Annotated in this window: 21 protein-coding genes and 1 pseudogene; 18 read left to right on the forward strand and 4 right to left on the reverse strand. The window is 40.6% G+C overall.

Features of this window, described 5'->3' with window-relative positions; genetic code table 11:
- Positions 1-124: 124 nt before the first annotated feature.
- A complete protein-coding gene (tyrS, locus tag N1I80_RS07710; protein ID WP_340737312.1) occupies positions 125-1,390 on the forward strand; it encodes a tyrosine--tRNA ligase in 1,266 nt (421 codons plus the stop codon).
- A 57-nt stretch (positions 1,391-1,447) separates the two neighbouring features.
- Here the strand turns inward: tyrS and N1I80_RS07715 are convergent, their stop codons facing one another.
- Complete coding sequence (locus N1I80_RS07715; RefSeq protein WP_340737313.1) at positions 1,448-2,260, reverse strand: cobalamin-binding protein; 813 nt, start codon at positions 2,258-2,260, stop codon at positions 1,448-1,450.
- A 99-nt stretch (positions 2,261-2,359) separates the two neighbouring features.
- On the opposite strand from N1I80_RS07715, the pseudogene N1I80_RS07720 reads away from it, so the two are divergent.
- The 3 genes and pseudogenes from N1I80_RS07720 to pelA all read left to right on the forward strand — a co-directional run.
- Positions 2,360-2,440: pseudogene (locus tag N1I80_RS07720) on the forward strand (CD1375 family protein); the annotation flags it as partial.
- A gap of 402 nt (positions 2,441-2,842) precedes the next feature.
- On the forward strand, positions 2,843-3,151 hold the full coding sequence (locus tag N1I80_RS07725; RefSeq protein ID WP_340737314.1) for a hypothetical protein: 309 nt from the start codon (positions 2,843-2,845) through the stop codon (positions 3,149-3,151).
- 808 nt (positions 3,152-3,959) lie between these two features.
- Entirely contained in the window at positions 3,960-4,919 is a 960-nt protein-coding gene (gene pelA, locus N1I80_RS07730) for a pectate lyase (RefSeq protein WP_340737315.1), read from the forward strand.
- Between the two features lie 548 nt (positions 4,920-5,467).
- On the opposite strand, the gene rpsD is transcribed toward pelA, so the two are convergent.
- Positions 5,468-6,070 carry a 30S ribosomal protein S4 gene (rpsD, locus tag N1I80_RS07735; protein WP_340737316.1) on the reverse strand — a complete coding sequence of 201 codons (603 nt, stop codon included), beginning with the start codon at positions 6,068-6,070 and terminating at the stop codon, positions 5,468-5,470.
- A gap of 345 nt (positions 6,071-6,415) precedes the next feature.
- On the opposite strand from rpsD, the gene N1I80_RS07740 reads away from it, so the two are divergent.
- Both N1I80_RS07740 and N1I80_RS07745 read left to right on the forward strand, forming a co-directional pair.
- Positions 6,416-8,281 carry a sensor domain-containing diguanylate cyclase gene (locus tag N1I80_RS07740; RefSeq protein WP_340737317.1) on the forward strand — a complete coding sequence of 622 codons (1,866 nt, stop codon included), beginning with the start codon at positions 6,416-6,418 and terminating at the stop codon, positions 8,279-8,281.
- 82 nt (positions 8,282-8,363) lie between these two features.
- Complete coding sequence (locus N1I80_RS07745) at positions 8,364-9,554, forward strand: aminotransferase class I/II-fold pyridoxal phosphate-dependent enzyme (RefSeq protein ID WP_340737318.1); 1,191 nt, start codon at positions 8,364-8,366, stop codon at positions 9,552-9,554.
- 55 nt (positions 9,555-9,609) lie between these two features.
- Here the strand turns inward: N1I80_RS07745 and N1I80_RS07750 are convergent, their stop codons facing one another.
- Positions 9,610-10,089, reverse strand: coding sequence for a GAF domain-containing protein (locus N1I80_RS07750; RefSeq protein WP_340737319.1), 480 nt, complete (start codon positions 10,087-10,089; stop codon positions 9,610-9,612).
- A 196-nt stretch (positions 10,090-10,285) separates the two neighbouring features.
- On the opposite strand from N1I80_RS07750, the gene ezrA reads away from it, so the two are divergent.
- From ezrA to rarD, 8 genes are all read left to right on the forward strand, one after another.
- A complete protein-coding gene (ezrA, locus tag N1I80_RS07755; RefSeq protein WP_340737320.1) occupies positions 10,286-11,977 on the forward strand; it encodes a septation ring formation regulator EzrA in 1,692 nt (563 codons plus the stop codon).
- A 286-nt stretch (positions 11,978-12,263) separates the two neighbouring features.
- On the forward strand, positions 12,264-13,397 hold the full coding sequence (locus tag N1I80_RS07760) for a cysteine desulfurase family protein (RefSeq protein WP_340737321.1): 1,134 nt from the start codon (positions 12,264-12,266) through the stop codon (positions 13,395-13,397).
- Complete coding sequence (gene thiI / locus N1I80_RS07765) at positions 13,397-14,599, forward strand: tRNA uracil 4-sulfurtransferase ThiI (protein ID WP_340737322.1); 1,203 nt, start codon at positions 13,397-13,399, stop codon at positions 14,597-14,599. Before N1I80_RS07760 ends, thiI begins: the two co-directional genes overlap by 1 nt.
- Before the next feature lie 81 nt (positions 14,600-14,680).
- Positions 14,681-14,893 (forward strand): alpha/beta-type small acid-soluble spore protein, encoded by a 213-nt coding sequence (locus N1I80_RS07770; RefSeq protein WP_340737323.1) that lies wholly within the window; start codon positions 14,681-14,683, stop codon positions 14,891-14,893.
- A 175-nt stretch (positions 14,894-15,068) separates the two neighbouring features.
- Positions 15,069-15,278 carry an alpha/beta-type small acid-soluble spore protein gene (locus N1I80_RS07775; RefSeq protein ID WP_340737324.1) on the forward strand — a complete coding sequence of 70 codons (210 nt, stop codon included), beginning with the start codon at positions 15,069-15,071 and terminating at the stop codon, positions 15,276-15,278.
- A 165-nt stretch (positions 15,279-15,443) separates the two neighbouring features.
- On the forward strand, positions 15,444-15,647 hold the full coding sequence (locus N1I80_RS07780) for an alpha/beta-type small acid-soluble spore protein (RefSeq protein WP_340737325.1): 204 nt from the start codon (positions 15,444-15,446) through the stop codon (positions 15,645-15,647).
- Between the two features lie 131 nt (positions 15,648-15,778).
- Positions 15,779-17,350 carry an acyl-CoA synthetase MbcS gene (mbcS, locus tag N1I80_RS07785; RefSeq protein WP_340737326.1) on the forward strand — a complete coding sequence of 524 codons (1,572 nt, stop codon included), beginning with the start codon at positions 15,779-15,781 and terminating at the stop codon, positions 17,348-17,350.
- Between the two features lie 165 nt (positions 17,351-17,515).
- Positions 17,516-18,421: an EamA family transporter RarD gene (rarD, locus tag N1I80_RS07790; protein WP_340737327.1), complete on the forward strand. Its 906-nt coding sequence runs from the start codon at positions 17,516-17,518 to the stop codon at positions 18,419-18,421.
- 49 nt (positions 18,422-18,470) lie between these two features.
- Here rarD and N1I80_RS07795 read toward each other — a convergent pair whose 3' ends face one another.
- Positions 18,471-19,271, reverse strand: a complete 801-nt coding sequence (locus N1I80_RS07795) for an NAD kinase (protein ID WP_340737328.1) — start codon at positions 19,269-19,271, stop codon at positions 18,471-18,473.
- A gap of 109 nt (positions 19,272-19,380) precedes the next feature.
- On the opposite strand from N1I80_RS07795, the gene sppA reads away from it, so the two are divergent.
- From sppA to N1I80_RS07815, 4 genes are all read left to right on the forward strand, one after another.
- Complete coding sequence (gene sppA, locus N1I80_RS07800) at positions 19,381-20,394, forward strand: signal peptide peptidase SppA (RefSeq protein ID WP_340737329.1); 1,014 nt, start codon at positions 19,381-19,383, stop codon at positions 20,392-20,394.
- A 14-nt stretch (positions 20,395-20,408) separates the two neighbouring features.
- Entirely contained in the window at positions 20,409-20,984 is a 576-nt protein-coding gene (locus tag N1I80_RS07805) for an RDD family protein (RefSeq protein WP_340737330.1), read from the forward strand.
- 44 nt (positions 20,985-21,028) lie between these two features.
- Positions 21,029-21,532 carry a thiol peroxidase gene (tpx, locus tag N1I80_RS07810; RefSeq protein WP_340737331.1) on the forward strand — a complete coding sequence of 168 codons (504 nt, stop codon included), beginning with the start codon at positions 21,029-21,031 and terminating at the stop codon, positions 21,530-21,532.
- A 92-nt stretch (positions 21,533-21,624) separates the two neighbouring features.
- Entirely contained in the window at positions 21,625-22,536 is a 912-nt protein-coding gene (locus N1I80_RS07815) for a class I SAM-dependent methyltransferase (RefSeq protein WP_340737332.1), read from the forward strand.
- Position 22,537: the final 1 nt, after the last annotated feature.

Here is a 22,537-nt window from a genome sequence, read left to right on the forward strand (position 1 = left end):
AGGGGCTTTTTAATTTGATTTAGCCTAAACTCCCGGCTAAATCAAATTAAACCGAGGCGTAATTGTTTGTTAGTTTCAGCGCCTAAAGAAATATGATTTTTCACTATTTTTAGGAGGAATTCACATGACAAATGCATTGATGGAAGATTTAAAGTGGAGGGGCCTGTTATACCAACAAACGGACGAACAAGGTCTTGAAAAAGTATTGGATGAAGAGAAGATTTCTTTATATTGTGGCGTTGATCCAACGGCAGACAGCATGCATATTGGACATATTGTGCCACTGTTGACACTGCGTCGTTTTCAAATGCACGGGCATCGTCCAATTTTACTTGTAGGTGGAGCGACGGGCATGATTGGAGATCCATCGGGACGTTCAGATGAAAGACAGCTTCAGACGACGGAGCAAATTGGGAAAAACGTTGAAGGTATTAAAGGGCAGTTGGAGCGCATTTTTGATTTTAATGCGGAGAACGGCGCGCAAATGGTTAATAATCATGACTGGATTGGGTCGCTAAGTATTATCGAGTTTTTACGTGATTACGGAAAACTATTAGGCGTGAATTACATGCTGGCAAAAGATAATGTAGCTTCACGACTTGAAGGTGGCATTTCCTTTACTGAGTTTTCCTACATGCTAATTCAAGGAATCGACTTTAACCATCTTTACAACAATTACAACTGTCGTGTGCAAATTGGCGGCTCGGACCAGTGGGGGAATATTACAACAGGTCTTGAAGTCATTCGTAAGACGCATGAAGAAGAAGCGAAGGCGTTTGGAATTACGATTCCACTTGTGACAAAGGCGGATGGTACGAAGTTCGGGAAAAGTGCAGGAGGTGCAGTCTGGCTAGACGCAGCGAAAACGTCTCCTTATGAGTTTTATCAGTTCTGGATTAACACAGCCGATGCCGATGTTATTAAATACATGAAGATTTTCACGTTCATGGAGCGCGAGCAAATTGAAGCGCTAGAAGTTTCTGTACAAGAGGAACCGCATTTACGCAAAGCGCAGCTGACGCTAGGGGAAGAAATGACGCGTTTGATTCACGGCCAAGAGGCGCTGGATCAGGCAATTCGTATTTCGAAAGCGCTATTCAGTGGTGATTTGAAGGCGTTGACAGCTAGTGAAATGAAAGATGCTTTCAAAGATGTGCCTTCATTTGAAATGACGAAAGAGGCTAAAAACATCGTGGACTTTATTGTTGAGTCGGACGTGTCACCATCGAAACGTCAAGCGCGTGAAGACGTGACGAATGGTGCGATTTCTTTGAATGGCGAACGCGTGACGGATACGGCTTATGAAGTAGATGCTAAGGATCGTCTGGAAGATGCGTTTATCATTGTCCGTCGTGGGAAGAAAAATTATAAAATGGTGAAGTTTGTTTAACAGCAGCACAAAAAAGCTATTTTCCTTATGATATAGGGAAAATAGCTTTTTACTGTTTTATGCGTTTGTAATCCAGTCAGGCAGTTTCAAATCTGTATATATTTCTGGATGAATCATATTCCCTAGTTTGAAAGCACCTTCAAGTAGGCGTGGGGAAGGGCGGCAGTATAGTTCTTCTTCCATTTTAGCTAGACGTCCATCTTTAACGGCAGCAAGTTCTTTCCAGCCAGGACGCTTTAGAACGACTTCTGTTTTCACTTTATCGGCTCGAACACCAACCCATGCTAGCAGAATATAATCAGGGTTTCTCTTTAAGACATCCTCCCAATCAGTTTGCACACTAGCAAGCTCAACGTCACGGAATTCATTGAGTCCACCTGCGATTGAACTGATTTCCGTTAGCCAATTAATGCGACCGGGCGTAAATACAGGCTTTGGCCACCATTCCCAGTAGAGGGAGGGAGTTGTTTCGACGGTTGCTGCACGTCTTTTCATGTCGGCAATAAAAGATAGGTATTCGGTTTTAATTCGAAGGGCTTGCTCTTCAATACCGCATGCTTGTCCAACGATTAACAGGTTTTCGGCGATATCATCCAGACTTTGTGGGTCCAAAACAATATGTGGGATTTTACGCTTCTCTAGTTCTTTAATATTTTTTTCCATGCCAGGTACACTGAGTGACGCAAGGACAAGATCGGGTTCATACATTTCAAGTTTATCCATATCAATCGATAAATCAGGCCCAAGTCGAGGAAGAGTTGTTACACTTGCGGGCCAATCTGAAAAGTCGTCGACTGCGACGAGCTGGTCAATGAGACCGAGATAGGCGAGTAATTCTGTGTTGCTTGGGCAAATTGAAATTAGTTTCATAAAGACACCTCATTTATATGTAATAATGTCATTGTACCACGAAAAAAAAGAGCCTTGTGAAGGACTCTTTTCCGAAGATGATATTAACTTGTTAAAGCTGGTGCGAGGGAGATTGATAGTCTGCCGGAGATTTATCAAATTCCAGTTGCGGAGTATTTGGTGGGGCAGGTTGAGAAGTAATGTAGGGGTATATTGATGGTGTAAAAGTTTCGGTGATTAGTCTTTTTATGTCATTATTGCCTCTGCTATGGTAAAAATAAAGAGGGAGATGATTGATATACCTATTCAAGAAACTATTTTGGATAACGTCGAATAGTTGACTGCAGGCAGACCAACACTTGGTCCAACATTCGCGCAATACCGGAAACTTTTCCATTCGCATGTCGCTGCGGTAATGAGATATTGAATCAAATTTGGGAATGTGGTATTCTTTTTCATAAGAGACACCCCTTCTTGTATTTGATTGGTCGTACTTTCATTTTACAAGAAGGGTGTTTCTTTTTGCGTTATATTGGCTTTTTATGGCCAATCAACACACTTGATCTTTTAGAATAGATTTAAAAACGTAAGGAGCATCCCTTTATGAAAGTAGATTCTGATTCTAATTTATTTTTTCGTTTGATATTAACTTTTTCTTATTTGTTAATAATTTGGTTTCCTACTCGGCCCTATCTGTTTATTATTCCACTATCTCTTTCTATGATAGATAACTCTAATAAAAATAAAAAGCTTAAAATGTTGGCTCTCTTACTTTGTATGTGCACTGTCTTTTACTTTTTCTTAAATGATATAGATGTAGAACAACAAATTGCAATTTCTTTAGTAAGTTTATATTTTAGCTTTTCTGATATAATTAAAAAACATTTTAAAAATTCACTAAGACAAAAATGAAGTTTTAATTGTTTTGAAATGAATTATGATCGAATGTCCCATCGGAAACTTCCTGCATTTTAACCGCAAGGTGATTAGTGTTAATCACACGCCGAAAGTCGATACAATGACCCGTGGGCAGGCCACCGACTTACTGATTAGTTATGTAGCACCGACAAATAAGTAATGCAAAAGGCGTCTACTCTTGATTGAGTGGGCGCTATTTTTCTCCTGTATTTAAAAGTCCTGTTGCTTCATCAAGGTTTATCCCATTGTTACTGTTTCCAAAAAGCTAATATTCATATAAGGGTAAATGAGTATTTATTACTAAAATGGTAAAAAGTAAAAATGGTAATTGATAACATAATAGTCGTGTAGTAAAGTATGAGTTAGATGGAAATGATTGTATAACGAGAGGGGAACTTATTCTCTTTACAATCTAAATAGGAAGGGGACTCCGAATAAAGTATTTGTGAATATTGTTATAGTTTAACTTGAATCAGCAGAAGTCCTCCACTTCTATAGGGGAGAAATTTAGTTCCATTTCTCCTTAGCGCTGGGATGAATGCCAGAAGAGCATTTCAATCAGAGGTAGTTCAAACTCCCTGCTGATTAAGGAGGAATGAAGTTCAATTCCTCCCTGTTAAGCCTCCGACGTACAGGACGTACTAGTGCCGACAATGCCACAGGACGTGGCGTTTTTGTCGGCCGGCGGATGTTAGGGATTTTGAGGGGAGTGAATTACGCTGTGCACAATTCAAAATCCCAACGCAATTACGCCGAGGCGCAATTGATTAAAGACAAGTTAGTTCGGAAAAGGGGAATTTTAATGAGAAAAAGTGCTCTATCTTTGCTATTGTCATTTACTTTGTTACTATCTGTTGCTGCAGTATTTCTACAACCATCAACAGTAGTTATGGCAGCAGATGCTACTGGCGTAACTTCAAGCATCTCGGACATCTTGAAACATCAACAGGCAGATGGCGGTTGGAAAAAGGACTACTCTGTAACGAGCGGAGAATGGGCTAAATCGACGATAGACAACAATGCTACGTATACGGAAATCAGAAGATTGGCCAGTGAATACAAAAAAAATAAAGACAGCAAATACTCCGCAGCTGCCGTTAAAGGAATTAACTTTTTACTAAACATGCAATATGCAAATGGTGGATGGCCGCAAGTTTATAAAAGCTCTGGCTATCATAAACACATTACCTACAATGATGATGCGATGATCAATGTCATGATTCTATTGGATGAAGTTGCAAATAAGAAAGGTGATTTTTCATTTGTTGACAGCAGTTTGGCTGACAAAAGCAAAAAAGCGGTAGATAAAGGAATCGATGGGATTTTGAAAACACAGGTTGTTGTTAATGGTAAGCTTACTGCCTGGGGACAACAGCATGACTCATCAACGCTGAAACCAGCTGGAGCGCGAGCATACGAAGTACCCTCTCTTAGCTCAAAAGAAAGTGTATCCATTGTAAAGTTTTTAAAAACAAGACCTTCAAATTCCAAAATTACTGCATCGATTAAAGCATCTGAAGATTGGTTGAAATCAGTCGGAATTACAGGAATTAAAGTCGTCAAAACAAGCTCTGATGTTACAGTTGTAAATGATAAGAGTGTGACAGCACCAATCTGGGCTCGTTTTTACGAAATTGGGACTAATAAAGCAATATTTGTAGGTCGAGATGGTGTCGTGAAATATAAACTTAGCGATATTGAAAAAGAAAGAAGAACAGGTTATGCTTGGTATGGAAACTGGCCAGCTAGTCTACTGAAATAATCTTCACATCGCGATGTTTATTCCGAAGGATATTAATAGGAATCAGGTTCTAAATCGCCATATATAGGCTGAGGTTTAACGTTTCTTGGTTTCAAATCATCGGGACGCGGCCTAGTATTAGTCTTTTTGTTATACAACAAAAAAACGAGCTATTCCTCGATTGGATTGTGGAATAGCTCGTTTTCGTTGTCTTCATTACTTTTTAGTAACTTAGTAAAATGCGTAAGCAGAACCAGCGAAGGCGCCTTATAATGGTAGCCGAAGCGGTTTTAATGGAAAATTTTGGTCGTGATTTTATAGAGACTTTTTTTAGGGGCTACTTCATTGCTCATTTGGCCGCTTTTTTGTGATATCTTTCTATGAAGATCAATAACACTAGCCATTTGTCAATTATGCCACCAAGCGTTTTTTATCAGCCCAAACCAGCCCCAAAAGTGGGCTTTTTAGTGCATCATCTTGCTTAGTTAGAGAGAATGAAAAAAGCCTCGAAACCCTGATTTAACAAGGTTTCTAAGGCTTTTAGCGTAACACTTTGCAGAGTATACCGATTAACGGTTGTAGAATTCAACGATAAGTGCTTCGTTGATTTCAGCCGCTAGCTCGCTGCGTTCAGGCATGCGAACGAATTGCCCAACTTTAGTGTCATTGTTGAATGTAACGAATTCAGGAACATAGTTGTTCACTTCTAACGCTTCATTTACAATGTCAAGGTTTTGAGATTTCTCACGAAGAGAAATTTCTTGACCAGGTTTAACACTGTAAGACGGGATGTCAACGCGTTTACCATCAACCAATAGGTGACCGTGGTTTACAAGTTGGCGTGCTGCACGACGCGTACGAGCAAGGCCCATGCGGTAAGCAACGTTATCAAGGCGAGTTTCAAGAAGAATCATGAAGTTCTCACCGTGTTTACCAGGCATTTTACCTGCTTTAAGGAACATCGTTTTGAATTGGCGTTCGTTTACGCCGTACATGAAACGAAGTTTTTGTTTTTCTTGTAATTGCAATCCGTATTCGGAAAGTTTTTTACGTTGGTTAGGACCGTGTTGTCCTGGTGCGTAAGGGCGTTTTTCGATTTCTTTACCTGTTCCTGAAAGTGAGATTCCAAGACGACGGGATAATTTCCAAGCTGGACCTGTATAACGAGCCATGAATGACTCCTCCTCTGTTTTTGGTTTTATTTTGTTGTAAAATAAGAACCAGATGTGTTCAATCCAAATGCCATTCTATCATCTTGCATCTTCGCCTCCGCAGCCAGGAGGTTACGTGGTGCACCTTGTGAAAGGAATAGACTGGACAATCTGAAACACACAACTGCTGCAACTATTTTACACAATTTTCATCATAACAATTTTAAAGGTCCGAGTCAAGCATCATGTGTCAGAAGGGAAATAAGTATAAGGGCCTACTGAAATGAGTGGCATATGTAGTCCGAATGTATTAAAATATAAGATAGATGAAACATTCAATACATTATTATACATAGAGGTGAGGGTATGATAGATAATCAATTGATAATGTTCCAAATCAAAAGTGAATTATTGGATTTATTAATGAAAGATACTAGTTTGAAGTCTTATGAACAATGGTTTGAAATACTAAAACCTAAATTACAACATTATTTTGATATTGAGGAAATGGATTTCTTCATTAATAATCAAAAAATTTTTTTGCCCCTTGCCGGGCATCGATCTGCCGCTGAGATACGAAAGGCTGTTCCAATCAGTGATATAGACCTTGCAAGGCCGAATTTAGGTAGCGCTTACATCAAGGAGTTTACAGATAGAGGCTATGGATATGCGGACGACTTTTTACAGATTCGTGATGAAAAATCTAGGCTACTTGGGCTTTTACTTGTTAAGTCAACGGATAAATGGCATGACTTTACTGAGTCGATTTTTATAGATGAATTGGAACAGACCATTGGCCGATTAATTTTAGTGGTGAAACGGATAATTTCATTAGACAAAAAAGAGAAGGAGTCAAGGAGACTCTATGGAATCATGGAACTATTCAATGCAACGATGGATAGTCAAGTAATTTTAGATGGTATTGTATCGGCTATATCCGAATCGTTTCCTGATTTCCCTGTTGAATTATTTTTGTCGCATGAACAGAAGGAAATCATGCATTCATATAAGTTGCTTGACTACATAAATGAAAGACCGCCAACGATGAAGGCTTTTGTATCAGGAGATGTTACGGTCGAAGAGATGATTGAACAGGGAACTAGATTTGTTAATGTACCGATATTGGGACGACAAGGTATTTACGGTGTACTACGAATAGAAGTTCCGATTGATTTTGTATTTTCGGTAGCAGAGAAAAATTACATTCGGACAGTGGCAACGACGGCAGGCAATGCGTTGGAAAATGCTAACCTTTACGATCAATCCCATCGCTTGATTGAAGACCTGCAGCTTGTAAATGAAACGTCCAAGAAGTTGAATAGTAATATGCCCTTCGGAGAGATGATTTCATTTTTGAGGCAGCAGTTGCAGAAGGCATTCCAACCAATGGAAATAGCATTCGTTTTTTATAATGAAACGGGTGGATACGATGTATCTCAAATGAGTTCGCCCTTTTTTAGAATGAAAACAGGCAGTGAGTATATTGAGTTTGCCTCCTCTAACTTGAAGAATGGTAAGGAAGCATTGTTTGAGGCAAATTATAGTAGTACTTCAAGCCGACAGGTGCTTTATGAATCGATTATCGCCATTCCGATTATGAATCAGGAGAAAGTCGCAGGCTTTGTTATTTTAGCACATAAAGAACCATACTTTTTCTCTTTCGATAGTTTCAAGTTAATGAGCTCGCTTATAGGACACTCCTCACTGGCGCTCGCAAACTCTATCTTGCAGGGACAGCTTCAGGAGTTAGTAGATAAGGATAACTTGACAAAATTATATACGCGAAGTTATTTGGATAAGGTTGTCGAACAATCAATTACAAATGATGAAATAGGAGTATTTTTATTATTGGATGTCGATAATTTTAAAATGGTCAATGACACTTACGGGCATGCCAAAGGTGACGATGTGTTAAAGCAAATATCTTCTGCTATTTTAGCGGAGGTGGCTGAGGCAGGAATTGTGGCAAGGTGGGGTGGGGAGGAAATCGCTGTTTATCTACCATTAGTAGATTTTTCTGATGGTGCAGAACTAGCGAAACGACTTGTTCATCTCATCCCGACAGTGACAGAGCCGCAAGTGACTGTATCCGTCGGGATGAACAGTCGAACAAAGGAACAGCCGATGACATTCCAAGAACTCTTCCATAACACGGATACGGCGTTGTATAAGGCTAAAAATAATGGAAAAAATCAGTTTGTCATTTATGGGACAGCGATTTCGCAATTGTGAAATGGGCTTTGTCCCTTTTCCTTTGTTGAAATAACGTGTAAACTGAAAGTACAGAACGTTGCGAATATGGGAGGCGGATAACATGAAGGAACAAGGTTTACACAAAGATACGATTGTTGTGCATGGTGGCTATGAGGATCAGGCGCATCATGGTAGTCTCACAGTACCGCTGTATCAGACATCGACATTTTCGTTTGAAACCGCTAGTCAAGGAGCAAATCGGTTCTCGGGAGCCGAGGAAGGAAATATTTATTCGAGGCTTGGTAATCCAACGGTACGTGTGTTGGAGGAGCGGATGACAGCTCTTGAGAATGGTAAAGGAACACTTGCTTTCGGCTCGGGGATGGCGGCTGTTAGCGCAATTTTGGTGCATTTGACTAAATCGGGGGATCATATTCTATGTCCACGCGGAATTTATGGCTGCACATTTGGGCTTCTTGGCATTATGGAGCAGAAGTATAATATCAAACATGATCTGATTCGGATGGAGACAGAAGCAGAAATAGAACGGGCAGTTAAACCAGAAACTGTTTGTATCTATGTAGAAACGCCTATTAACCCGACGATGGAGCTTGTTGACCTTCAGGCAGTTGTCAATGTTGCGAAGCGTCATGGATTACGAGTAGTCGTTGATAACACGTTTTCATCGCCGTATTTGCAAACGCCACTTGATTTTGGTGTCGATTTTGTTTTGCATAGTGCAACAAAATATATCAATGGTCATGGAGATGTTATCGGAGGGCTACTAACTGGGAATGACAAGGAAGAGATAGAGACGATTCGGATGTCTGTACAAAAGGATTTTGGAGGCATTATGTCACCATTTGATGCTTGGTTGTTGCTGCGTGGCTTGAAAACTTTGCCAGTTCGGATGGAGCGTCACTCATCGAATGCCGAAAAATTAATAACGTATTTAAAAGGGCAGCATCTAGTTGAAGAGGTTTTTTATCCGTATGACCCGGATAATCCACAATATGCCATTGCACAACGACAAATGCGTGCTGGTGGCGGTATTATTTCGTTTACAGTGAAAGGTGGAACAGAGGAGGCGCAGTTATTTATGGATAGTCTATCTCTTATTAAGATTGCAGTTAGTCTTGGTGATACAGAGACGCTCATCCAGCATCCAGCAACTATGACTCATTCGGGTGTTCCTGAACAGGAGCGTCTTCGCATGGGCATTACGGATTCCTTGCTCAGACTTTCCGTAGGTCTCGAACATGTCGAGGATTTGATTGGGGATATGGAAGCAGCCTTCGCGGTAATGAAGTAAACATGGAAAAGTAAATCAGCCTTGGTCTGGGAGACTCAAGGCTGATTTACTTTTTTTAGATATGCTTTACGAGCACTTGAACAACGTTTTCAAGACCTATACGGTCCTCTTCAGTGAAGCGATTCAGTTCGGGACTATCGATATCAAGGACACCGATTAAATTGCCGTCTTTTATAAGTGGGATAACGATTTCAGACTTTGAAGCTGCATCACAGGCAATATGTCCTGGGAATGCATTAACGTCTGGTACAATAATTGATTTTTGTGTTTGGGCAGCTGTTCCGCAGACGCCTCTTCCGAGTGGAATCCGAATACACGCAGGAAGACCTTGGAAAGGGCCGAGTACGAGCTCTTCATAGTCCAGTAAATAAAAACCTACCCAATTGATGCGGTCAAAAAATTGATTAAGTAATGCAGAAGCATTGCTTAAGTTGGCATATCTATTGCTTTCACCCGTTAACAAAGCATCTAATTGATTCACAAGTTGCTCATACTTAGCATTTATATCAGTAGCATAGTCGACTTCTACGAACAAAGAAAGCACTCCTTTACATAAAATTATGTAGAGTAAGTATACATTTTGAGCTGTTTATAAACAAGTTTTTCGGATTTTATGAGGGAAAACAGATTTTTCCCTATAAATCATTCATTTTCGCAACTAAAAGTATATAAACGTGGTACTATATAGGATATATATCAAGGCACAGTGACTCGGGGATAGGGGGACCACGATGATATACTTCATCATTCCAATTATAGTACTCATCATAGTAATAACAATCGCCTTCTTATTTAGGCGCAAACATATTCAGGAAGTCGGTCGATTGGAGCAGGAGAAATTGCAAATCCAACATAAACCGATTTTAGAAGAAATGACAAAAGTCAAACAACTGAATATGACAGGCGAAACCGAGGAAAACTTTGAACGTTGGCGCAACGAGTGGACAGAAGTGATGGACGTACATATGCCGAAAATTGACTCGCGGTTATTCGATGTAGAAGATCTGATAGATCGTTTTCGTTTTGGAAAAGCGACCGAGGTAGAAAAGGAAATCCAAGAAACAATTCGTTTTTGTGATAAAAAAATGAATGACATTATGCAAGAATTGAACGAACTTGTTGGTAGCGAAGAGAAAAATCGAATTGAGATGGAAAAGCTGAAGGAGCAGCATCGTGCTGCTCGTAAAACAATTTTAGCCCATCAACATTCATTCGGTATGACAGTCAATCCGTTAGAGAAAGAACTTGAAGCGTTTAATCCGAAATTTGAAGAATACGATGAATTAACAGTGAATGGTAATTACTTGTTAGCGAGAGAAATTGTGATTTCTTTGTCAACTAAAGGTGATCGGTTGTTTGAAATTATCCATGAGACACCTTCACTGCTTACTGAGCTGCAAAGTAAGATTCCTGCGTCTCTCCGAGAACTACGGAATGGAACAAAAGAGATGGAAGAGCAATCTTATTATTTACAGCATCTTGAATTGCCAAAACATCTGGACACGATTGAAGGTGAACTTGAAGAGATGCTAGCTAAAATGGCTGAACTTCAAATTGAATCAGTTCAGCAGCATACTTCAGAAATAAATGATCGTATCGATTCCTATTATGATGCGCTGGAAAATGAAGTTACTGCCAAACATTATATTGATGAAAACCATAACAAAATTGCTGCAAAACTTTCAGAAATTATGACGTTGACAAAAGAAACTTCAAACGAAGCAGCGTTTGTTCAGCAAAGTTATCGATTAAATGAACAAGAAGCACAAATTCCGCAACAGGCACTGAAAAAATTGATGGCTATCGACAAACGTTTTGAAGTATTGACAACTCGAATCGAAGAACAAGTATCTGCCAATTCAAGTTTACAGGAAGAGTTACAGCTCATTTCTGAAGCACTTGAACAAATCGCCGAAGAACAAGATAGCTTCGTAAATCGGATGAAAAACTTGCGTATCGATGAAAATAATGTACGAACAAAGCTAGAGGAACTCTCTCGCAGATTGCAAAATACGGATAGAATGCTTCACAAAGGGAATATCCCTGGTATTCCGGATGAAATGGAAGCTCGTTTGGAAGAGGCGGACGAACAGATATATATTGTGACGCAAAGTTTGCAGGAAGTACCTCTGAATATGGGCATTGTGGACACATACTTGGAAAATGCCGAAAAAGCAGTTCTGGACGTCAGTGAGAAAGTAGAAGAGTTATTGGACAATGTGATGCTGATTGAATGGATTATTCAATATGGTAATCGTTACCGAGCTTCTAATCCTGAAATGCATACGCGCTTGTTGGATGCAGAAGAATCATTTAGACAATTCCGTTATGCCAAAGCGCTAGAACAAGCCGCAACAGCAGTTGAAGAAGTTGAACCAGGTGCTATGAAGCGAATTCAGGAACTTGTCAAAGAGCATGTGTAAGATGGTACAATCATTCATGTGAAGGTTAGGTAACAGAAAAATAGCCACCAGCATATAAGTGCGGGTGGCTTTGTCACGCTTATCTTCATTCAGCAGAAGCCCCTGCTGAATAAGGAGGAATGAAGTTCAATTCCTCCCTGATAAAGCCTCCAAGGAAGGATTCAGTTCAATCCTTCCCAGATGTCACGGATTTTTAGGGGAGCTTTTCGAGTGAACTCGAAAAAAATCCAGACACAATTACGCCAAGGCGTAATTGATATTTGTAACAAGTGAAAGGATGGAACGAATGATTTATTTTGACAATAGTGCGACTACAGCTCCTGACGATAGTGTGCTTACTTCTTTCATTGAAGTGAATAAGCGTTTTTATGCAAATCCTGCTTCGATACACCTTGCGGGCAAACAGGCTGAAACGCTGTTAGAAAAATCTAGAGCACAAATTTTATCGATTCTTAGTGCGCCAGACGGCAATATCATATTTACTTCTGGAGGGACAGAGGCGAATAATTTAGCAGTTATCGGTTTTGCACGGGCGTTTCGTTCTAGGGGAAATCATATCATTACGACTGAAATTGAGCATCCTTCTGTGCTATTTGCGATGGAATACCTAGAAACACAGGGGTTTGACGTTGATTATTTGGCAGTGGATGAACAAGGAATGATTTCTACAGAAGAATTAAAGAGCAAGCTACGCGCAGAGACAATTGTCGTCAGTATTATGCATGTGAACAATGAGATTGGAACTGTCCAGCCATTAGCTGAATGCGCTCGGCTGATTAAACAGTATTCACGTGCGTTATTCCATTCCGATACGGTGCAAAGCTTTGGGAAATTGCCTATTTCACTGACAGGCGATGGCCCGGATGCAATTACCATTTCAGCCCATAAAATCAATGGCTTAAAAGGGTCAGGTCTACTAGCATTTAGAAAAGGTATACCGCCGCAAGCGTTGAACTTTGGTGGTGGCCAGGAGCATGGGCTACGAAGCGGTACGGTAGCGGTAGCAGATGCAGTAGCACTTGCCAAAGCGATGCGGATTAGCTTGCTCGATGAAGAACGTCAGGAATTTAGACAATGGCGAAATCGTCTCGTTAATTTTATTAAGAACTATGACGATGTTGTTGTTCTTGCGCCTGACAAAGCAGCACCACATATTGTATCGATTGCATTTTATAAAGTAAAAGGTGAAGTTGCTGTTAATTTTTTTCAAGAGAAAGGGATTACAGTGTCGACTTCTAGTGCTTGTTCATCTAAAAGTGGTGCGGCAGGACATGTAATAGAAGCTATTCGATTGGCTGAAAAATATAAAAATGGCGTAATTCGAATTAGTTTTGGGAAAAATAATAGTGAACAACATGTAGTGGAATTCGAGCAAGTATTTGCGCAGTTCATGGAGCTACTTGGAAGGGGAAATGGCTGATGGAATGGAATGAGTTATTAATTCGATATGGTGAAATATCGTTAAAGGGTCGCAATCGTAATGTGTTTGTGAAGAAATTACGCAAGAATATTAAAGAGGCATTAAGTGATTTACCGACGGTAGCACTCCAAGCGGAACGTGATCGTATGTTTCTATTTGCGGATGACAAACGGGATATGGAAGAAGCGATTATTAGGCTACCGCATATTTTTGGTATTCAGTCATTTAGTCCAGTTGCCAAATGTGAGGCCACACTTGAAGCGATAAAAGAAACTGCGCTTCGTGTTATTGGTGCAGGTGAAACAGCAGGAAAAACTTTCAAAGTCGAAATTCGACGGACTGATAAATCCTTTCCACTTGTAACTGGTGAATTGCAACAAGAAATTGCAGCACATGTGCTACAAAACTTCCCGGAATTGATTGTGCAAATGAAAAAACCAGAAGTATTATTGCATGTGGAAATTAGAAGCGAAGGTGCCTATTTAACAGCTAAAGTACATAAAGGTGCGGCAGGTATGCCAGTTGGCTCGAATGGCCATTCCCTTCTTATGCTGTCAGGCGGTATAGATAGTCCAGTCGCAGGTTACTTAATGATGAAACGCGGCGTATCGATTGATGCGATTCACTTTGCGAGTCCACCGTTTACAAGTGAATTAGCGAAAAAGAAAGTGATGGATCTGGCTGAAAAGCTAAGTTCCTTCGGAGCAGCGGTGCGTCTTCATATTATTCCGTTTACTGAAATTCAGCAAACCATCGTCAATCAGGTACCAGACAATGTGTCAATGACGACAACGCGTAGATTGATGCTGCAAATTGCTGATCAAGTACGTGCGGAAATAGGTGCACTGGCAATTGTAACAGGGGAAAGCCTTGGACAAGTAGCGAGCCAGACGCTTGAAAGTTTGACGGCGATTAATGCAGTGACGACGACGCCAATTTTACGTCCGCTGATTGCTTCAGATAAGCTGGACATTATTGAGATTGCACAAAAAATCGGAACTTATGATATTTCGATTCAGCCTTATGAAGATTGCTGTACGATTTTCTCGCCTTCCAATCCAAAAACAAAACCGAGACTTGAAAAAGTCATATACTATGAAAGTTTTTCTGATTTTGCACCGATGGTTGAAGAAGCGGTGAAGAATCGGATAACTGTTGACTTGCCGCTTCAGAAGCAAGATGAATTCGATGACCTACTGTAAGTGATGCAAAAATTACCACAGAAACCTTGTGCATGAATTTCTGCGTGCGGCGCATTCTACATGCACAAGGAGGTGGTAATCATGGCTAGTAACAACAACGGAAATTCAAATCAGCTTGTCGTTCCAGGTGTAAGACAAGCACTTGATCAAATGAAAAACGAAATTGCAAATGAATTTGGTGTACAGATGGGCCCAGACGCTACATCGCGTGCCAACGGATCCGTCGGCGGAGAAATTACAAAGCGATTAGTACGTCAGGCGCAGCAACAAATGAGTGGCACTAACCAAAAATAATTACAACATGAAAAGCTGTTTCGGAATTTTTCCGGAGCAGCTTTTTGCTTTTTAGTATGCAGCAATGGGCGATGTTTTAAACGATTTGAACGAATTTGGTGGAAGTTACCAGTCGAAAGAACTGTATGAATTTTTGTCATTAGCACATTCTATATGCATAAGGAGGTGACACACAATGCCAAACAGTGGTGGTAATTCAAATCAGCTTGTCGTTCCAGGCGTAAGACAAGCACTAGACCAAATGAAAAATGAAATTGCAAACGAATTTGGCGTACAAATGGGTCCAGACGCTACAGCGCGTTCAAATGGATCTGTTGGTGGAGAAATTACAAAGCGCTTAGTACGTCAGGCACAACAGCAAATGAGCGGTTATAGCCAAAAATAATGATTATATGACAGGCTGTTTTGGAATAGCTTTTCTTCTTAGCAGTGTTGTCGGAAATGTAGTATTTTAAACTTCTTCAACCGATTTGGTAGAAGTTACCGACTACCGATTGTGCATGAATTCCTAACAATAGCACATTCTATTTGTACAAGGAGGTGACATACAATGCCAAACAGTGGTAATTCAAATCAACTTGTTGTTCCAGGTGTAAGACAGGCGCTGGATCAAATGAAGAACGAAATTGCAAATGAATTTGGAGTACAAATGGGCCCAGATGCTACATCGCGTGCCAACGGTTCCGTCGGCGGAGAAATTACAAAGCGATTAGTACGTCAGGCTCAAGAGCAAATGAAGGGTTACCAAAAATAATGGAATAGATGACAAGCCGCCTCTAACGACTAGGGGCGGCTTGTTCGTATTGTTAGTTTGAAAAGTAAATTACTTTTGAATTATTGTACAAATGTTTGTATAATTAAAGTAGAAAGAAAAGGGGGATTTTTATGAACCGTGAACAGCTAATTGCGCCAGAGAATTATAATCTTGTGAGTGAGTTCGAAAAGTATGCGACCGGAATCGGTAAGAAAGCACTTATTTACATAAATGCACAAGGTAACAAGAAAGAAATTACATACGATGAACTAATGAGAGCAGCAAATAAGGCGGCTAACGTGTTTAAATCGAATGGTCTCCAGAGAGGGGACGTTGTTCTTGTCATGGTACCACGCTTGATTGAGGCGTATATAACATATATTGGGGCACTGAAAGCGGGACTCGTGGTTATTCCGAGCTCTGAAATGCTGCGCACCACAGATATTGAATATCGTTTGGCGCATAGTGATGCAAAAGCAATTGTGGCCTATGAAGCGTTCACTGATCAATTTAGTGAAGTAGATAATATGAAGGATGTTCAACTTTTTGTTGTTGGAAAAGCAAAAACGGGGCAACTCTCATTAACAGAACTGATGGAGACCGCATCGACAGAATTCAGCGCACCCGATACAAAAAGCTCAGATATGGCATTTCTTTCGTACACATCGGGAACAACTGGTAAACCAAAAGGTGTTGTTCATTCACATGGATGGGGCTATGCACATCTACGTACTACGGGTGCAAGCTGGCTCGGTATTGAGGAAGAAGATATCGTTTGGGCAACTGCTGCTCCAGGCTGGCAAAAATGGATTTGGACACCTTTTCTTTCTGTTTTGGGGAGTGGTGCAACAGGGTTGGTCTATGATGGGAAATTTGACGTTAAAACGTATTTGGAGCTCATCGCTACCTATCAGGTGAATGTGCTTTGTTGTACACCAACAGAATATCGGTTTATAGCGAAAATGGACAACCTACAGGAATACGATGTTTCTTCAATCCGTAGTGCCGTATCGGCAGGTGAGCCACTGAATCGCGAGGTGATTGATATATTTGATAAAACATTCTCACTTCAGGTAAGGGATGGCTATGGGCAAACGGAAAATACATTGCTTGTAGGAACGATGCTTGGTATGGAAGCAAGACCTGGTTCAATGGGTAAACCGACACCAGGGAATAAAGTTGACATTATTGACGATGAAGGAAATCCTATTACAACGGGGGAGGTCGGTGACATCGCAGTACATATGTCAACGCCTGCATTGTTTAAGGAATATTTAAAAGATCGGGAACGGACGCAAATGCAGTTCCGTGGAGAGTATTATGTAACAGGCGACCGTGCAAAAATGGATGAGAACGGTTATTTCTGGTTTGAAGGCCGAGGAGATGACATCATTATCAGTTCGGGCTATACAATTGGTCCATTTGAAGTGGAAGATGCTTTGACGAAACATCCGGCAGTTCGTGAATGTGCAGTCGTTGGAAGTCCAGATGAAATTCGTGGAAATATCGTCAAAGCATTTGTTGTGTTGCGCGACCCTGAATGGAAAAATGAGGACGGTCTCGTTGCCGAATTGCAAGAGCATGTGAAACAACTGACGGCACCTTATAAATATCCTCGAAAAATTGAATTTGTGGAAGAGTTACCAAAGACGGCTTCCGGAAAGATTATGCGTGTGGTATTAAGAAATCAAGAGCAGCAGTGAGTTAGAAGACAGATTGCCTTTGTTAAAACGGAGTGCTTCGTTTTGGCAAGGGTAATTTTTTCTGTAACGAAAAAGTAAATAAAACTTTCAACTTTACCTGCTATCATAATGACGCTATACTTAGTTTGTTATTTCGAGAATTAAAATAATAAAGGGGATGTCGCTATGCAGACAGAGAAAAGTGGTGTCCTCTGGGCGGTTGGATCGTATCTTATTTGGGGAATTATGCCGATTTACTGGAAAAATCTTGAGCATGTTAGTAGTACGGAAATAATTATAAGCCGTATCATTTGGGCGTTCGTTATGACGCTGTTACTTGTGCTCATGATAAAGGGCGGACGTCATCTAATAGAGGATATACAGCGGCTTTGGAAATCGCAGCGAGATTTTTGGTTATTATTTTTAGCATCGGTCCTTGTATCGGGTAACTGGTTCATTTATATATGGGCGGTGAATCATGATTATATCGTTCAAGCAAGCCTTGGTTACTATATGAATCCGCTCATTTCAGTGCTGCTTGGGATCTTTTTTCTAAAGGAAAAACTCAGTCGGGCACAGCAAATAGCATTTTTACTTGCGACAATAGGCGTGACGATTTTAACTATTTCATATGGTCAATTTCCGTGGTTAGCATTTTCATTAGCTGCTACTTTCGCAATCTACGGACTTATCAAGAAAAGAATTCAGTTGGATGCGTTACGTGGATTGACAATTGAAACATTTTTTATTATGCCATTTGCAGTTATCTATTATATGTGGTTATTCATGGGCGATAGTGTGGTATTTTTACAAGCGGACATCAAGACGGATATTTTACTAGTTTTAACAGGTGTAGCAACAGCTTTACCGCTAGTTATGTACGCGAAAGGTGTTCAAAGAATTCCGCTCTATATGGCGGGTTTTTTGCAGTATATTGCGCCAACGATGATGCTATTTATTGGAGTTGTCATTTACAAGGAGTCATTCGAAAAGATAGATTTACTGTCATTTTCCTTTATCTGGGTTGCGCTTCTTTTATTTACCGCGTCAAAAGTGTTGGAAGTTATGAAGATGAAGAAAAGCCATCCGTAATGGGTGGCTTTTCTTTTTGTTTACGTTTTAGATACTTGCACTTTTGTGATTACAAATAGATCCTCTGTACTTTCTCCCAAAACGAATTGTCTTTTAGTTTAACAGTTTTAATCGTTTTTTCGCTTAACCGAATTTCTACATTTTCTACTTGACGGATACCGAGTGCTTCGTTATCTGCGGCCATCAAAGGGAAATCATTGCCATCTTGATGTACTTTTAGCTGCAGTTTCCTGTTGCCACTCATAATGAATGAAGAGCCGAGTGTGCGGTACTTATTGTTATTCACAGAGGCGAGCTCGCTTACTTGAAAACAAGGTAATAAGGGATCAACAACAGCACCTTTGACGGATTTGTTGTAAGCTGTACTGCCAGTCGGTGTTGAAATGATTAACCCATCACCAAGGAATGTTTCAAATAATTTGTCGTCGATGATGACATCTAGGACGAATGTGCGAATAATGTTTGAACGAATACTGAATTCATTCAAACAATAGAATGGTTGGTGATTGTCAATTGTTACTTCAATCAAAGGATATCTTCGCACCTCAAGTTTTGCTTGGTGAATTGCCTGCATCATTTCATAAAGATTGTTATAATTGAAATCGCAGTATAATCCATGTTTGCCAGTCAGTGATAGTCCTGCATATAAGCAATCTTGACGAAAGCCTGTCTTACGAACTGCTTGTAAAAAAGAACCGTCACTGCCGATGCTGATGATAATATTAGCTTCTCGGTCATTGTCGGTCATTGTAAAGCCTTCATGGATGAGCGCGTCTTCCACCTTTGATTTTTTATCAAGTGAGTCTTCGTCGTGCTTGCTGTAAATATAAATATTCATTCGTTCTGCCATTTAATCCTACTCCTTCTGAATGAGTTAAATCTATTTTACCATGGAGTGAAACATTTTGGGCTTAAAGAACGTACAGAATAGTGTAGTTTAGAAAAAGGAGGAAGAAGAAATGACAATGAAACGATGGATTGCCATCATCGTCGCGGCAGCACTTATTTTTGTTTCAGTAGGTGTCAACTCATTATCGTACATATTTACAAGAGATGTTAATGGTTTCTTTGAAGAGCTGATGACAACATCAACATCGGGGTATAGTGAAATCGTATTGGAAGAAGGTGTGGGTAGGGAGAAAATCGCCGTCCTTACACTTGACGGAGTTATTCAAGATTTAGGAAACTCGTCATCGATATTTCAACCAGCGGGCTATAATCATCAATTTTTCATGAACCAATTGGATGAGATTCGCGGGGATGACAGCGTCAAAGGTGTTGTTCTCAAAGTGAATTCACCTGGTGGTGGAGTTGTCGAGTCGGCAGATATTTACGATGCCATTCGTGCAATTCAAATTGAACGGGACGTTCCACTTTATGTTTCAATGGGTGGAATGGCAGCTTCAGGCGGCTATTATGTAGCGGCGCCGGCAGATAAAATATTTGTCAATCGTGAAACGATTACAGGATCGATTGGCGTCATTATGGAAAGTGTCAACTACGCAAAACTGGCTGAAAAATACGGCATTGATTTCAATACCATCAAGACGGGGCCATACAAAGATATCATGAGCGGATCACGTGAAATGAAAGAGGAAGAACGAGTGATGCTACAAGAAATGATTAATGACTCGTATGAACGCTTTGTGGATATCATTGAAGAAGGTCGTGGGATGACTGAAGCGGAAGTGAAAGCCGTTGCAGATGGTCGGATTATGAATGGACGTCAAGCAATCGAAGCTGGACTTGCGGATGAGGTTGGAAAAATCGGAGATGTCATTGTAGCTATGAAAGAAGATTATGATCTTCAAAATGCGACAGTATTTGAATATACAATGCTCGATAGCTGGAGTTCGATTTTTAGCGTGAAAGCCAGTAACTTATTCGGTAGCAATATCGAATCAGAATTAATCGGCAAATTATTGTCCGATTATAATGCGCCACGGATGATGTATTTGTATGGTGAAAGATAGGGGGGAGTGAGCATATGTCAGAGTATATCGAACAACCACCGAATCTTCCGGAACAGCCTATTGCGGTGAAATCAGTTGTAGACTCTTCAACTAGTCAAACAGCGCATTTTCGACTGAAATATGTCGGATTTTGGACTCGTTTTTGGGCGTATACCATCGACCTGCTTGTCCTGTATGCAATTAGTGGAATCCTCATTAAACCTATTTTTAGAGTGGTAGGTACCGACATTAGCAACCCGTCATTTTTGTTGTTTAGCCCTTATAAAGTCGCAGCGCTGCTGCTGTTACTCCTCTATTTTGCGCTCATGACGAAATTTTTCGGGCAGACGGTTGGGAAAATGATTCTGGGCATAAGGGTTGTGGCAAAGAACGGTGCACCGTTAACATGGGGGGCTATCTTATTCCGTGAAGTCTTTGGTCGATTCATTTCAAAAATGCTTGTGATTCCATATTTGCTTGTCTTGTTCATGCCGAAAAAAGAGGCTTTGCATGATGTGTTTGCAGAGACAGTCGTTGAATACGAGCATGTCTATGAAAAAGAGATTCTCGTCAGCAAGCAACAACTTGAGGGACAACAGTTGCAAGAATAGACTGCCCTTTAGTATGATAGAAGTATGAAAAAGGAGGCGTCTTAATGGCTAACGTTACATTCAAGAATAGTCCTGTTACATTGCTTGGAAAAGAAGTTGCAGTAGGTGATACAGCACCGGATTTTACAGTGCTTGCAAATGATTTAAGCCCAGTGACATTGGCTGATTCAAAAGGTAAAATTCGTTTGATCAGTGTTATTCCTTCGATTGACACGGGTGTTTGTTCAACGCAGACACGCAAGTTCAACGAAGAAGCAGCATCACTTGGTGATGATGTCCAAATATTGACGATTTCAGCAGATTTACCATTTGCACAAGCAAGATGGTGTGCAGCTGAAGGCATCGCAAATGTTCAAACATTATCTGACCACCGTGATTTGTCATTTGGAGAAGCATATGGCACAATTATTCAGGAACTTCGTTTACTTGCACGCTCTATCTTTGTTATCGATAAAGATGATAAAGTGACATATGTTCAGTATGTTAGTGAAAATACAGATCATCCTGATTACGATAAAGCAATTGAAGCTGTCAAACAATTAACTTGATTCAGCAAAAGTACGCCAAGGCGTAATTGATTAAACTAATTAGGGAAACCCACTCGGCAACGGGTGGGTTTTATCGATAGAGGGATAGAAAAATGACAACAGATACAGAGAAAATTTTTTCGTTCATAGATACATACGCACAAACGACTGATAAGCTCTATTTGGAAGCGATTATTGAGGCGTGTGGACAATGGCTTTCAGGTGAAGTGAGTCCGACAGTGTCGGGGTCTGTATCTAAAGAAGATATCCGTAGAGGCATTCAGCTTGCTGTCCTCAAAGGGATGAAACAAAATGCCCAACCGCATCACCAAATGACTCCGGATTCTATCGGGATGCTAATTGGGCATATCGCTAGTAAGTTGGCGGTGGATGAGCATAATTTAACACTGCTTGACCCTGCGGCAGGGACAGGCAATTTACTATATACAGTGATGAATGCGATTGGTCATCAAGTGACGGCAACAGCTGTTGAAATTGATGATGTACTCGTTAGACTATCCGCTGTGGTGGCTGAATTGCTGGAACACCCAGTGACGTTTTATGTTCAGGATGCATTGCGACCGTTACTTGTTGACCCAGTAGACATTACAATCAGTGATGTGCCTGTTGGATTTTACCCAGATGATGACAATGCTCTTAATTACGAATTGATGCCGGCTGAGGGACATGCATATGCCCATCATCTGTTTATCGAACAATCGATGAACCACACAAAACCGGGTGGACATGGATTGTTCATCATCCCAGCGAATTTGTTTGACTCTGAACAGTCATCTTTGCTGCATCCATTTTTGAAAAAGCAGACAGTGATTCGAGCTGTTATTCAGTTACCGGATTCCTTATTTAAAAGTGCGACACATGCAAAGAGTATTTTAGTCCTTCAAAAACCCTCCCCTGAAATAGTAGCAACACCGGATGTCTTACTGGCGAAGGTGCCAAACATGACAGACAAGCGGGCGATGGCGCTATTTCTCCAGAAAATTGATATGTGGGCTACAGAATAAG

The organism is Sporosarcina sp. FSL K6-3457 (genome assembly GCF_038007285.1).
GTDB lineage: Bacteria > Bacillota > Bacilli > Bacillales_A > Planococcaceae > Sporosarcina.